This window comes from Bacillus thuringiensis (assembly GCF_001455345.1).
GTDB classification, from domain to species: Bacteria; Bacillota; Bacilli; order Bacillales; family Bacillaceae_G; genus Bacillus_A; species Bacillus_A thuringiensis_N.
In genome coordinates this window covers 2,377,506-2,391,785 of the sequence record NZ_CP013274.1, presented here as the reverse complement: position 1 = coordinate 2,391,785, position 14,280 = coordinate 2,377,506, and the positions used below count along the sequence as shown (strand labels likewise).

Genomic DNA, 14,280 nt, shown 5'->3' with positions numbered 1-14,280 from the left:
TCAATTCACCTGAAAGTGTGACAGCACAAACAATTATTCGGGAGATAAATGTCAGTTGGCGTAAGATAATATGTTTATTACTATGACCTATAATAAAATTGGACTGTTTAAATACAAATTGAAACCAACTATTATAAAAAAGGTTTAGTCCATTTACTTATAGTAGTTTTTCTTAAAACGTTACATGCAATATACTGTAGCTTAAGATTTTTTAATATAAACTTTTAAAACGTGCTTCGATTTTATCTGGCGTCATTACCCCGCCACCAATAGGAATAATTTGATTATCCTTTTGTAAAAGTAATGAAGGATAACTATTAACACCAAGCTGTCGAACTTTATTGAAATCATTTTGGACATCTATTACTGTTTCTTGAGCGTTTAAGCGGTCTAATACTTGTTCAGGGTCCAAACCATGCTCGATTGCAATCTTACGATATGTCTCAGGATCACTTAGACTTTGTCCCTCATAATAAAACGCTTTTTGCATAGCCGAAGTGAATTCTAACAAACGGTCTGGAGCTAATGAGCGTAATGCTGAAAAACCAATTGCAGCATCTTTCGAATTCATTTTAAAAGTACCTTCTTCCACCAATTTTTGATATGAAGGACCAAATTCTGCACCTGTGAGTTGATTAATTCTTTTATTTCCCTCTTCTATATATGAGAAATTTTTCATTGGTAAATTATCTAAGAATAAACCTCCACATAAAACGGTTAACGGCATTTCAGTGTGGTTTTTGTAAAACCCTTTAATACTTTCTGAAAAGCCATAGCACCATCCACAATAAGCGTCCCATACATAAATAAGGTTATCTTGTTTCGTCTCCATTTAAATCTCCTACCTTTATTTTTATTATCCAGCTCAGCTAAATTTCTGGTTTATATAAGTACATCTTTTTATATCTTGTTCTTTTTTGAGTTACCTTAATATATTTTTCAAAACTAACCCTTTCAAAAAAGATTAACTTTGATTTTTAACAAAAGATAACTGTGCACATTTTTTTCAAAAAACAGACACTCGATGTAACTTTTTTGATTACATCTTTATGTAACCATTTTAGTTACAACTAGTATATAAGTCAATTCTTTTTTTACAAAAACATTTAATTTCTATCCTAGCGCTTCCAGAATTCTAGTATCAAATACTTTTCTTCTTGTTCTTAAATTTGTCATAGTCCTTAGTAAATTAATCCCCAAACTTATCAGAAAGAAACGCTCACTTTTTAATATGCTTTATATAAAAAACTACAACATAACATATAATAAAAAACGGCGAACCCTCCACGTAGGAGAATCCACCATCACAAATAAATGATTATTTCACACCTAGTTTTTCTTTTGCTTTCTTAGGAAGCTCGTCTTCCTGCACTTCCTTCCAAGCCGTTACACCTTTTTTCTCTGAATGATATACACGTAGGAATGCTTCTTTACGAAGATTCTTTTGTACAATAAATTCTAACTCATTTTCCTTACCTTCCTTATCAAAACCCGATAATGCATATTCATACCCCTTTACCATTCATAGATTTTGAAACTCCCTCTTTTCAATCCATTGTAATTTGAACGTAATATTCATTTTTAACGATACGATTAATATCACACCCAACTAATAGACTTGCAAATACAACTAATAGACTAAAAAATGACATATATTTTTTCATATTGTTCACCTCATTGATTTTTATAATACTGTAATCTTAATCTGTTTTCGTTTGAAGAAAAATTCAAAAACATGATTTCAACATTACATTTTCGAAAGATAATAAAATTACATACATCAATATTAACAAATGAAATATTTACTTAATCATAGAAAATCATTTAAAAGATTACTAACTGAACTAATACATTATCTTGTAAGAAAAATATAAGTAGCCCGTTAAAGAGCCCTACAGAACAGGATTATTAACATATAAAATGACAACCATTTTGTTAAAACCACAGAAATTCAACATTTTTGTTATGCCATATGTATAGTAAAAGGTATCGACACCATTCATGTCCCGTACAAAAAAGCGAAGTCTTCAACCAAACTTCGCTTGTCATTGTATTATGAATTACAGGAATTATTGCTAAATGCCAAAAGTTTATTTCTTCAAACATAGATCTTTTTTATTTCAGCTAACTGTGCAAAAGAATTTGATCAAATATAATTAATTATTGATTAACCGCTTTAGCCACAAGGACTGCGTATGCTTCTGCACCTACATTGGTTAAATGCACACCATCAGGTGCAAAGTAGTCTTTCTTTCCAGCACTTGCTGCATACCAATCAACTAGAGTTACATTAGGATATTTAGTTACTGTTACTTTCAGTCTCTCGTTCACAATTGATTCCCACGGACGTGGCACTCTCGTATTAATAAATATTATTTTACGTTCGTTTCCAATTAATTTTATTAATGAAACAAGTTGTTCAGTAGTAAAGGCTCCATTTGTACCTAATCCGATAATGACATAGTTTCCTAAATTCCCTTCATTTTTTAACTGTTCAACTACTGAAATCGCTTTTGACAGCTGACGGCCAATTTGCGCATCAATCCTGATATCAGGAAAAGTATTTTTTAAATATGGAGTAATATCAATCATAACGGAATCGCCTATCGCAGTAACTGTGAGTGGATTTTTAGGGTGTGCAGAATTTGCTTCTTTTGATTCCCCTTGATTTAGAGGCGTTTCTTGATTTGGTTTTTCCCAAACAGCAACTGGATGTGGCGCCGGTTGTGTTTGTACTGCTTCTACCTTATCTTGTTGATAATTCCCCTTAGCCTTACTAGCATTTAATAAGCCTAAAACTGCTATTGACGTAAAGAATAATGAACAAACTAAAGCTAACTTAACACCTAAAGTGACATTTTGAAGTCTTAAGTTCTTAAACTGAATGTTCCGGAGCGCACCTTGTCGGATTGGTTTTTCGATAAACTTCCATGAAATTTGCGCAATCAATATTATCAGAAGAAATTGAAGGATTGCTCTTATTATTGAAAAATCCCCTGCATTTACTTTTGGAGTCGTTAATGTCAGAATTGGATAATGCCAGAGGTATATGCCATACGATCTTACCCCTATCCAACGTAAAGGTCTAAATCGTAAAAATTGAGCAATGCGACTAGCTGGATGAGCTAGATTTGCCACTAACAATGCTGTTGCAATTGATAAGAGAACCATTCCTCCCTTGTATAGAAATGGATCATATTGATTGGTCTTCCAAAACATAACCAAAATAATAATAAGAGCAATGCCACCCACTACATCAAGAATGAAACGCGCCTTCGGGATAATTTTATTAGCAAGCCTATTGCTTGGCCAAACTAAGGCAAGTACCGCTCCGATAAGTAATGAAAAGGCCCTCGTATCTGTACCATAATATATTCTGCTCGGATCAACTCCAGGTTCATACAAAATTGCCATTGCTAAAGCTGAAGCAAATGCTCCTAGACAAATCAATAAAATCATACGGGATTGTTTTTTTATGTAGTAAAGTCCTAAACTAATAATAAACGGCCAGACAACATAGAATTGTTCCTCGACTGCTAACGACCAAAAATGATTTAATGGCGAAATCTGGTTAAAATTATCAAAGTACGATAATTTATGATAAATATACCACCAGTTACTAACATAAAATAATGCTGCTAATGAATCTCCACGCATCTTTTCAAGTAAAGAGCTATGAAAAATCGTAATCCATGCCAATGTTATAACGAGCATAACAAGCATTCCTGGAAGCAATCTTCTTGCCCTACTAAGCCAGAATTTTTTCAAATCAATTCTCTTATTTCTCTTCCACTCCATGGCTAGAATATCTGTAATTAAATAACCTGAAAGTACAAAAAATACTGTAACTCCTAAAAACCCTCCAGGCATCCAATTAAAATTAATATGATACAAAATAACACCTAGTATAGCTAGACCCCTTAGACTGTCCAACCCTACCATATAACGACTATTTTTTTTAAAAGGTTTAGTCATCCTACATTCACCTCTATTTCTTGAAAACTAGGTTAATAATAACGTCATAAAATGCTATTAATTTCCTAAAATCGTATAAGCTAAACTATTACCACATCATTTTGTAAGGCTTTTTTTGATATTTACATGCACAGCAATAATTACTTTATCACGTTATCTGGCTCTGTTGTGAAAATTTTTATAGTAGGTGTTTTTACTCTTCCTAAAAAAGAGGAATTTGCCCAATCAAAAATTTATATACGGTGTGTCTTAAAGTAAAATTTTGATACGTTTTTACAGACATATCAAGGCCTGTGACATTTTGAATATAATCAATAATGCATATGTAAAGGATTTTGCATATAAAAACATTATAAAAAAGAAATATGTATAATTACATATTTCTCTTACTGATAAAGCGCCTTCATAGGAATCTTAACCAGTATAGCTATTGGTAATACTACATATAATATATTTAATTCTTTTGTTACCTGGATTATAAATGTATTAGGAATACAAAAAAGCGATTCTTTTCACATTAAAAAGAATCGCTTTCCAAGTTCATATTTTCAATTACATTACATAGAGAATTGAGAGATTATCACTAAAAAGCATTAACGACAACTTCAGCCGCCTCTGCAATGAGTTGATTATCATAGGTAGCCCCTTTTTCATCTTTACTAGATAAAATTGCGATGATAATGGGTGCTCTATTTGGTGGCCAAACGATCGCAATATCATTTCGTGTCCCGTAACTTCCTGCACCTGATTTATCTGCAACTACCCAGTCAGTTGGCACGCCTGCACGAATAAGTTTGTCTCCTGTAGCATTTCCTTTCATCCACTCTGTAAGAATTTTACGTTTTTCAGCTGGAAGTGCATTTCCGACCGTAAAAGCTTTAAGATTCGTAGCAATTGTTTTCGCTGTACTAGTGTCACGAATGTCTCCTGGAATAGCCTCGTTTAACTCTGTTTCAAAGCGATCAGACATAGTAACCCGATCACCCATCTGTCTAAGCGCGTTTTCATATCCTTTCGGTCCGCCTATTTGATGAAATAAAATGTTCCCTGCAGTATTATCACTGTAACGAACAGCAGCCTCCGCAATTTGTCCTATTGTCATTCCAGTATCTACATGTTTCTCTGTAACAGGTGAATAATCCACTAAGTCTTCTTTCGTGTAAGTAATAACGTCATTTAATTTCTCAGTAGAGTATTGTTGCAGCAATACTCCTGCCGCTAACGCCTTGTAAGTTGATGCAAAGGCAAATCTTTCGTTAGGTCGATAAGAAATTGTTTGATTGGTACCAGTATCAATCGCATATACACCTAATCGAGCATCAAATTTTTTCTCAAGTTGAGAGAACTCTTTGTGCGTCGCCTGATTTTTATGTTTTATTTGTCCTTTCTTTTCTTTCGCTTCAACTTGCAGTGATCCTCCTGTAAAAGCTTCTAGGCTTGCAAGACTTAAACCTAATATACCAACGCATATTCCTATTTTTAGCATCCTCTTGTTTTTCAAAATCATCATTCCTTTCAAGTTCTTAACACTTTTTTTACTTACATATAATAGACAATCACCGAAATAAATTTGTTCCATTATCTTAAAAAACTTTATAACTAATATCGGTGTTATTAACAAAATAAAGAGTAGCAACTATGATCGACGCTACCCCTTATTTCACACCTCATCTTTTTACTTATAAATGCTTTATATAAAATAGGGTCTCTTCCCCTGAGAAAAGTAATCAAATTTCACTAATTTTAATTAGGACTATCTGTACTAGCACCCTCACCATGTATACGTTGCTTTTTTAAATCAAAATATACATCTAAAACTTCTTTTCCAATTATAGAATTAATTCCACTTTTATCGTTATGAAGCCACGGAACTACTACAGAAAAGGCTACTTCTGGATTATCATATGGAGCATATCCAACTAACGTTAAGTTGTAACATTCCATACGTTCTCCTTTCGCATTTCTACCAATTGGATCATCTCCACCATATACAGTTTGAGCTGTCCCTGTCTTCCCTGCTGGCTTGTATGGAGCATTTTTGAAATACTTCACACCAGTTCCATCACCTTCTTGGAATACCCACCTAAAGCCTTCTTTTATTCGATTAATATGTTCTGTCTTCATATCAATTCGATTTAATACGACAGGCTCTATAGAACGAATAACTTTGCCAACCTCTTCTTTTATTGATTGCTCTCGTATTTCTTGTACAATTTGAGGTTGCATTCTATAACCTCCATTAGCAATCGTTGAAATATATTGTGCTAATTGCAACGGCGTATACGTATCATACTGACCGATAGAAAAATCTAGTAAAAACCCAGGCTGACTATCTACTTTTCTAGTTTGGCCAATTATTTCATTCGGTAAATCAATTCCTGTTGGCACGCCTAATCCAAATTGTTTAAAATAATAGCGCATCGTATCAAATGCTTCTTGTTTTATATCCAATGAACCATTTGGTACGTAATTAACGCCCGCAATTTTTAAAGCTGTCTGGAACATGTATACATTCGAAGATACTTGTAGCGCTCGTAAATCATTAATATTACCAAATCCGGATACATTCCACGATTTCTTAGCTTGTGTGCCTTTAAATTTCATCGGTGCATCATAAAATTGATCTCCTGGTTGTATTGCCCCAGTCTCATATCCAGTTAATAAAGTTGCACCTTTTACAGCTGACCCTAGTTCATACGACGTCGTCATATTACCTAATGCCAAATCCTCGATTTCCATTTTCCCTTCTTTTTCTACTATCCTTTTGCCTGCCATAGATAAAATCTGTCCGTTATTCGGATTCGTCATAACAACAAAAGCTCGGTCCAATAGTGGCTCTGAACTCTTAAAAGCTCTCAAATTTTTCTCTAAACTTTCTTCCACTTTCTTTTGTAATTCCATATCAATCGTTAATGTTAAACTATTACCACTTTTTCCTTTAGAAATTATTTCTGTGTTTATAATATTTCCTGATTTATCTGCAATGTTTTTCACTTCTGCTTTTGTGCCGTGTAGCACATCTTCATATCGTTGTTCAATATAACTTTTCCCTACACGATCATTACGGTTATATCCGCGTACTAAATAAGAATCTAAATTTTCTTTTGGCAGACCTTCTTCGCTACTCGTAATATTACCTAACACGGAACGAAATAAATCACCATTTACATAATTGCGCTCCCAATCAACCGTTGCATCTACCCCAGGAAACTCCGCAAGATTTTCACTGATTCGTGCATACTCTTGATCTGTTACATCTTTTTTTATAATTTGTGGTGTCAGTTGATAACCTGCGCTCATTTTACTTTTAATAGCTAACACCTTTAAATCTTGTGCTGTTAATTCTGCCAATTCTACTTCTGTAACGCGACTTCGTCTTAAGTCTTCTATTTTTTTATCTAACTCTTTTCCCTCTACTCCCTTTTCTTTAAACTTTTCTATATCTTTTTTCGTAATCATTGTCTCCGCACGTTTCGTATTCAACTGCATCCAAAAATCTTTTTTATCGATATCTGTTAATTTATTTATTTCTTGTTCAGGCATTTCAAGTACTTTTGCCAAGTCTTTTGCTGTTTTTAAAATAGCTTCACTAGTAATTCCCTTTACCCTTGTATACGTAATCGTACGAAGGGATTTATTATTAACAACTGTTTTCCCTTCTCGATCTAGTATTTGTCCACGTGGAACTGGAATGCTAGTTGTTGCATTTTGACTACTTTCTACTTGATTCTTATATGCCTCTCCCTCTACGATTTGCACTTTTCCTAGCTGCATAATAATAGCTGAAAATAATAAAAATATGCAAAGGAACATTATATTTAATCGTATAGATATATACGTCTTGTTCTTTCCTTTTTGTTTTTCCATAAATCCTCCATTTAATTCCTTATATGTTACATACCGATGACCGATTATAAATATCGTTTCGACTTTTTTGCTAAATCCTTGTTAGCACCCATCCCTTTTCGTTTAGTTACGTAATTCATAACTCTCCTTTCCTGTTTTCTCTCTATTTTTTGTCGCTAGCATTAGAAATGCTAAACTATATACTGGCCCATATAAAACTTACACATAGATTTGCTAAAAACTTTTCATACTGATTATTCCTTTCTTCATGCTGTAATACTTAATAGACAACCTAAATAATAAAGTTGTTCCACATTTACAAAAAAAATAATTAACTATAAGATGAAATAAGCTAAAAAGGGAGGGTTTTATGTTACATACAAAAATAAAAAGATGGAGATTTATAGCGATTCTTTCTATTGTAGGTTTGATATTAATAATTTTGTTAAAAAGCCATTTCTTTTCAATTACTATCGAAACTTCTTCGGCCGAAAGAGGACAAATACTTGATCGAAATGGTGTAATACTAGCTACAAATAAGAAAGTTAAGTCTTTATATTGCACTTTTAATGATGAGAAGCTATCGAAACAAGATACAGCAAACACATTAGCTTTTCTCAATCAATTTTCAAGCGAGTTTCAACATGACATTTCTACAGAGGACATAAAATCTCAATTACAACAATCTTGTAAAAAGCAGACTATGAATGATATACCGTTATACTCTGACATAACTGAGAATGAACTTGCATTCATAAACAAAAACAAACCCAATAATGTAATAATCAAAGATGAAGTGATTCGATATTATCCTAAATGTGAAATTGGTTCACAGGTAATTGGGTATGTAGAAAATGACCTTAATTCAAAGCATTTGGCTATTGGAAAAAATGGGATTGAACTGCAATATGAAAATGATTTAAGAGGAAAACCGGGTAAAACACTTATTTTTAAAATAAATAATAAAAGGTTCTTATGGAACATGCAAAAAGTACAAAAAGGAAAAGATGTCCGGCTAGCTTTAGACTCTAAGTTGCAGCAAAAAACAGAGGAAGCATTAAGATCTCAAATCAAGAAAATAACTGATGTTAATACTGGTTATGTTGTGGTAACCGATGTGAAAACTGGCGCAATTTTAACTATGGCCAACTCAGCAGTGTTTAATCCAAATACATTATATGAACAAGTATCATCTAAAAAAGAAAACATCAAATCACTTTCGCAAAATAAAGCAATTCAAAAATTAAAGTATGGTGAATCTTATGTAAATATGGCCTCAACTATAAAGCCACTTACTATTTTAATTGGATTAAACGAAAAGCTTTTTCAACCTGAAGATACTTATTTAGATAAAGGTACTTTTCAATATGATAATCAAAATAACATTACGAATGCACCTGGAACGCCAACAGGTGAGATTACACCGAGGCAGGCTATCATTAATTCATCTAACACATTTATGACAGCAAAAGTAGCTCTACCCTTATTCAACCAAAATAATGGGAATATAGAAAAAGTTGCACATATATGGACAGAGTATTTAAAGCAATTCGGCCTTCGTTCTAAAACTGGGATTGATTTACCTTTTGAAGAAGACGGACAATATGAATTTCATCCAACAAACAAGTTTGAAAATGGTATCTCCGCCTTATTAAATGCCTCTTGGGGAGGAAATGAAGTACACACTCCTCTTCAACTTTCTCAATATGCAGCAACTTTAGCAAGTAAAGGTGATAAATATAAACCTCAAATCGTAAGTGCTATTATTGATCAAAATGGTAAGGAAACAAAAAAGTTTAAACCAATTTTAGAAAGTTCAAATCGTTACCCGGTGAAATTTTGGAGTGTCGTGCAAGGTGGGATGAGCCAAAATATAGAGGAAATTAAAAAATTACCCTTTCATGTCGCAGGTAAAACAGGCATAACAGGTGCTCCGAATGAGCAAGAAAGGATGATAAACCATTCTCTTTTCATTGCATATGCTCCTACCGAAGATCCACAAATTGCCGTTTCTGTCGTTATTCCTGGTAGTAATTCAGAAAAAAACATTGCTGCTCTCGTTACATCAGAAATTTTAGAGTACTGGAATACTCTTCAATAAGAGAATAAAAACAAAGAGGAAGGTTCATTAAAGTGAACCTTCCTCTTTACCATATAGAATCTATATTCGTTATTTTCCATTTACCTTCATGATCCTTTTCGAACATGAAAGAATATTTAATATCAGTTAAAACATACTCTTTTTGTACATATCCAGTATTACCGCTAATTGTCGATACTTTTATATATCCATTATTTTGCACTTTTTCTGGAATCCAAGCTTTTACCATTTCATTAGATACTTCATATAAAACTTGTGATTCTCGCTTTGGTTCAGCTAAAATTTTCGTTTTATTTCCAGTAACAGTTGCATATATATAATGCGCTTGCTTTGGTTCGTTACTTTCTGTCAATCCACTTGGTACTTTGTATGCTTGCTTTGTATCATTTGTAAATTCTCCCCCCATTGTAAGAGCAACTTGCAACTCATGAAAAATATCTTCATCAAATTTCAATTCATCCTTCTTATAACTCTTCCCTTTAAATAGAACTTCATCATTTAACGCTCTATACAAGTCATTTTCATTTTTTGAATTTGTACTTTGATATAATTCATTCATAAATTGTTTTAATGTTGGATCTTGAGCAGACTCATCTTTTGTTTTAGGCTTAATTTGAGTGCTACTTTGTACCGGTGATTTATTATCATCAAGCCAAGGTTGTTGAACAATAAAAAATAACATTGTACAAACTAAAACAACTACAATAGGTACTGCTTTTTTACGAAAAGGTCTTTTATGTTTTACAAGATCCGTTTCATTATTTTCGTATATAGACTGCTTTATTTTAAAAATAAATTCTTCTTCATCGTTACGATTCTCCATTGGGCCTTTTTTTAATTTTCTATACCAGTCAGGATTTTGTTTATTGTTCATCACTACTACCCTCCCCTATTAATTTTGAAACCTTACTTCTCGCTCTACTTAATCTAGATTTAACAGTTCCAATGGATACTCCTAGTGTTTCAGCCATTTCTTCATAAGATAATTCATATTTTGCGTCTAAAATAATTATTTCACGGTGTTTTTTAGGTAGTTTTAAAACAACATCCCACACTTCATTCATTTCCTCTTGCTTAAAAAATTCTCTTTCTGCCGATGGAGATTGCTTATCGTCACTAAAAAAACCTACTAATGATATCCTTTTAAAATAGGAGGATTTCAAATAGTTTATTGCTGTATTTCTTGTGATTTTTAATATCCACGTTTTAATAGATGACTCCTTTCGAAATGAATTCCAATTTTTAAATACCTTTATAAACACATCTTGCGTGATATCATCTGATAAGTGTGGATCTTTCGTAATAATAAATGAATAATTCCATACATCTTGCCAATAGTCTTTTATAACATAGTCAAGCTCATCATGAATACACTTTTCAATAAACGTCTCTTCCATTTCCACACCTCGAACTTATTTGAATAAACATAAAACTGCCCTCACTTTTATTATGGTTTCAATATATAGACAAGATACAAGTTTCATTTGTTCCATTGTTTATCTTTTTTTGATAGAAAAATCCTCCTAAAAATGTAAAGGTGTGCAATTACTTTCATAAAATAATCATCTATATATTCTTTTACATGACAGGCTCCTAAAAACAAGTAAAGCATACAATGTTAAAAATACACTCATAAAAAATCTGATTATTATTTGTGCATTTCACGCAACACTCCACTTGTATCACCTTTTTTCTTAGAGCATACTTATTTGTGTGCTCTATTTATGTTTTACTAAATAACTCTTTTGTTAAAGTTTAAAATCCCCCTCACCTGTCCCTTTCAATTTTTTTTACTCTTCTATTTACTATTAGCAATACCAACCTTTCAAAAATGAAAATAAAGATGAGTTATCATCTTTATTCAGCCACAACAAAAAAGCATTCTCGATTAAGGAGAATGCTTTTTCGAAACTTAATTGTTCTTTGTATTGCTCAATTTATACCTTCGTGTTAAGCAAAAAATGAATGTAGTAAAAGATTTCACCTTATAGTTACTTATTATTTCTGAAAAACATGTTTTACTTTTTCGCCTGGAACGTTACTCCCCCCTCTTCCTTTTACATCTTCGATCATCATGGTAACAATCATGTCGGGCGCATTTGCATCAAAAGCTGCAAACCATCCAAGTTCTTTTCCGTCTGCTTCTTTCGACTCCTTCAGTTCTGCTGTACCGGTTTTACCAGCAAGAGTTATACCATCAACCTTAGCAATTCTCCCCGCGCCATCAGGGTCATTAATGACTTTTATTAATGCGCTCTTTAATATCTCTTGATTCTTTTTAGAAACCACATTTTTTTTCCAATTCCCCGCTACTTTTGCTTCTTTTAAAAGATGAGGCGACGGAATATTCCCTTCATTCACAATCGGTGCATATGTTAATGCTAAATGAAGTGGTGTCATTAATACTTGTCCTTGTCCATATCCCGTGTCTGCTAGTTGAATATCATTTTTTATCCCATCTCTTGCAATGATTGAAATAGGAAATTCGTATTCGATTGGTAATTTTTCATGAAATCCGTATTTCTTAAATTCATTTACATACTGATCTTTTCCCATTTTCAAAGCTTGTTGAGCAAAATAAATATTATCAGAGTACTTCATTGCCTTATCAAAATCAATTGGACTAGCTTCCTTCACACGTGTTACATAATAATTTCCCCAAGATGAATCTTTTGCCCACTTTAATCCTTGAATTTTAAATTCTTCCTTAGGGTTTATAGTGTTTGTTTCCAAACCAATTGCACCAGTAATCGTTTTAAATACGGAACCTGGTACAAATGCTTGTGTGAAACGATTCATCATTGGTAGTTTCGAGTCGTTATTCCATGCTTCTCGTTGGGCTTTTGACGCGCCTCTAACTAATGTATTTGGATTATAAGCAGGGCTACTTACAAGTGCAATAGTTTCACCCGTTTTAGGATTGACCGCTGCACTAGATCCTGCCTCATTTTTCATCTCATTAAAGATTTTTTCTTGAATTGCAGCATCAATTGTTAACGTAACGTTTTCCCCTTCTTTTGCTTCTTTTTTCGCTACATTTTTAATCTCTTTTCCATTCTCATCTTCTATAAATACGCGTCCACCTTTTTCACCACGCAATTTATTCTCTAATACTTTCTCTAAACCTGTCTTACCTACTAAATCATCTGCTTGATACCCTTTTTTTTGAAGCGATTTTAACTCCTCTGCATTCACCTTTCCTATATAACCAGTTAAGTGTGCGGCCGCTTCTCCTAATGGATACGTCCGAATATTTACTGGGCGAGATGATACTCCTTCTAATTCAATATAATCATTCTGTCTAGTTCCTTCTTTTAAAATACCAATTGGTACAAAGGAGTCTGGTTTTATCCATTTCGCTGTAAGCTTCTGATCGACCTCTTCTATAGACATATCAAGTAATTGTGCTACTATTTCTTTTGTTTGCACTGCCGTTTCGCCTAGTTTCTCTGGAATAATTCCAACCTCAGTCGCTTTACCATTCGTTGCAAGAGCTTTCCCATTTCGATCATATATTTCTCCACGTTTTCCTTGTTCTATTTGCATACGTACTTTGTAATCTTTTTTCATAGCTGGAAAAATGAAGTCTGGTGTCCAATCTATTTTCCAAGATTCTTTTTCTTTCACAAGTTTTGCTTCATGGATAAATGAAGCTTTTCCTCCATCCGTATCCATCTTAACTTCAAAAAGAAAAACTTCTTTATCTTTAGCATTTTCTGCTTTCGTATTAACTTTTAAATTCTTAACGCCAATACCTTCATAAATTTTTTGATATTTCTCTGTGAATTCCTTTTTAGAAATTGTTTTTTGGGCATGTTCTGATAAATGATCATACATATTTGCAAATTTTCTATCATTCCATAAATTCACATATTCTTCAAATGCTTGTTTTGGCAATTCGTTTTTATTACATCCTACCAATATAACTGCAAAACAAAAGAAAAGCAGCATCCATAATTTTTTCAATTCAATCTTCTCCCTTAATTAAAAATCATTATTCCTTTCTAAATTTATTAAATAAAAAATGTTTCAACGCTTAATAGACATTGTAAGTAATGACATTGTTCCATATTTACAAAAAAATTAATTTACACTTAAGTTGCATTAGAAGAGGGAAGTTTGTAAGCTTCTTACAAGCTTAAGGAACATCTATATTTAGCAAACGTTATCATTATTAGTGGTGTTTTGAAAAATTCATTTAAAATACCTTTTAGTTCTCGCTGATTTTACCTTTTTTCTTTATAGATTTTTGAAACAAAAAATAGAATCCTAATAATACGGATTCTATATCAATAAATATCAAAAATTACTTAGGGTATAAGTGTTATTTTCATCACTTCGAGCCGTTAATAGTTAGA

The 14,280-nt window shown here is 32.8% G+C and carries 8 protein-coding genes and 2 pseudogenes; 2 read left to right on the top strand and 8 right to left on the bottom strand.

The annotated features are described in order from the left end of the window. Positions 1-211: 211 nt before the first annotated feature. The 3 genes and pseudogenes from ATN06_RS12440 to ATN06_RS12430 form a co-directional block, all read right to left on the bottom strand. Positions 212-832, bottom strand: a complete 621-nt coding sequence (locus ATN06_RS12440; protein WP_060630888.1) for a DsbA family protein — start codon at positions 830-832, stop codon at positions 212-214. A gap of 486 nt (positions 833-1,318) precedes the next feature. After that, positions 1,319-1,664: pseudogene (locus tag ATN06_RS12435) on the bottom strand (YxeA family protein). 496 nt (positions 1,665-2,160) lie between these two features. Beyond that, positions 2,161-3,975: an acyltransferase family protein gene (locus ATN06_RS12430; RefSeq protein WP_060630887.1), complete on the bottom strand. Its 1,815-nt coding sequence runs from the start codon at positions 3,973-3,975 to the stop codon at positions 2,161-2,163. 405 nt (positions 3,976-4,380) lie between these two features. Here ATN06_RS12430 and ATN06_RS28360 point away from each other — a divergent pair. Beyond that, positions 4,381-4,548 (top strand): annotated as a pseudogene (locus ATN06_RS28360) (undecaprenyl-diphosphatase); the annotation flags it as partial. A 10-nt stretch (positions 4,549-4,558) separates the two neighbouring features. Here the strand turns inward: ATN06_RS28360 and bla are convergent. Then, the gene (gene bla / locus ATN06_RS12425) at positions 4,559-5,485 is read right to left on the bottom strand and encodes a class A beta-lactamase Bla1 (protein ID WP_420480584.1); all 927 of its coding nucleotides are present in this window, start codon (positions 5,483-5,485) and stop codon (positions 4,559-4,561) included. Positions 5,486-5,718: 233 nt separating this feature from the next. Then, positions 5,719-7,842: a peptidoglycan D,D-transpeptidase FtsI family protein gene (locus tag ATN06_RS12420; RefSeq protein WP_060630886.1), complete on the bottom strand. Its 2,124-nt coding sequence runs from the start codon at positions 7,840-7,842 to the stop codon at positions 5,719-5,721. 349 nt (positions 7,843-8,191) lie between these two features. Between ATN06_RS12420 and ATN06_RS12415 the strand changes: the two genes are divergently transcribed. Then, a complete protein-coding gene (locus ATN06_RS12415) occupies positions 8,192-9,922 on the top strand; it encodes a peptidoglycan D,D-transpeptidase FtsI family protein (protein WP_060630885.1) in 1,731 nt (576 codons plus the stop codon). Positions 9,923-9,968: 46 nt separating this feature from the next. Here the strand turns inward: ATN06_RS12415 and ATN06_RS12410 are convergent, their stop codons facing one another. The 3 genes from ATN06_RS12410 to ATN06_RS12400 all read right to left on the bottom strand — a co-directional run bounded on the left by ATN06_RS12410 (position 9,969) and on the right by ATN06_RS12400 (position 13,888). Beyond that, a complete protein-coding gene (locus tag ATN06_RS12410; RefSeq protein ID WP_060630884.1) occupies positions 9,969-10,796 on the bottom strand; it encodes a hypothetical protein in 828 nt (275 codons plus the stop codon). Next, positions 10,786-11,319, bottom strand: coding sequence for an RNA polymerase sigma factor (locus ATN06_RS12405; RefSeq protein WP_060488847.1), 534 nt, complete (start codon positions 11,317-11,319; stop codon positions 10,786-10,788). Before ATN06_RS12405 ends, ATN06_RS12410 begins: the two co-directional genes overlap by 11 nt. Before the next feature lie 601 nt (positions 11,320-11,920). Then, entirely contained in the window at positions 11,921-13,888 is a 1,968-nt protein-coding gene (locus tag ATN06_RS12400; RefSeq protein WP_060630883.1) for a penicillin-binding transpeptidase domain-containing protein, read from the bottom strand. Positions 13,889-14,280: the final 392 nt, after the last annotated feature.

Bases quoted from the DNA above. Each gene is read 5' to 3' on its own strand.
- ATN06_RS12440 (WP_060630888.1), bottom strand. From the start codon at position 832: ATGGAGACGAAACAAGATAACCTTATTTATGTATGGGACGCTTATTGT.
- ATN06_RS12430 (WP_060630887.1), bottom strand. From the start codon at position 3,975: ATGACTAAACCTTTTAAAAAAAATAGTCGTTATATGGTAGGGTTGGAC.
- bla (WP_420480584.1), bottom strand. From the start codon at position 5,485: ATGATGATTTTGAAAAACAAGAGGATGCTAAAAATAGGAATATGCGTT.
- ATN06_RS12420 (WP_060630886.1), bottom strand. From the start codon at position 7,842: ATGGAAAAACAAAAAGGAAAGAACAAGACGTATATATCTATACGATTA.
- ATN06_RS12415 (WP_060630885.1), top strand. From the start codon at position 8,192: ATGTTACATACAAAAATAAAAAGATGGAGATTTATAGCGATTCTTTCT.
- ATN06_RS12410 (WP_060630884.1), bottom strand. From the start codon at position 10,796: ATGAACAATAAACAAAATCCTGACTGGTATAGAAAATTAAAAAAAGGC.
- ATN06_RS12405 (WP_060488847.1), bottom strand. From the start codon at position 11,319: ATGGAAGAGACGTTTATTGAAAAGTGTATTCATGATGAGCTTGACTAT.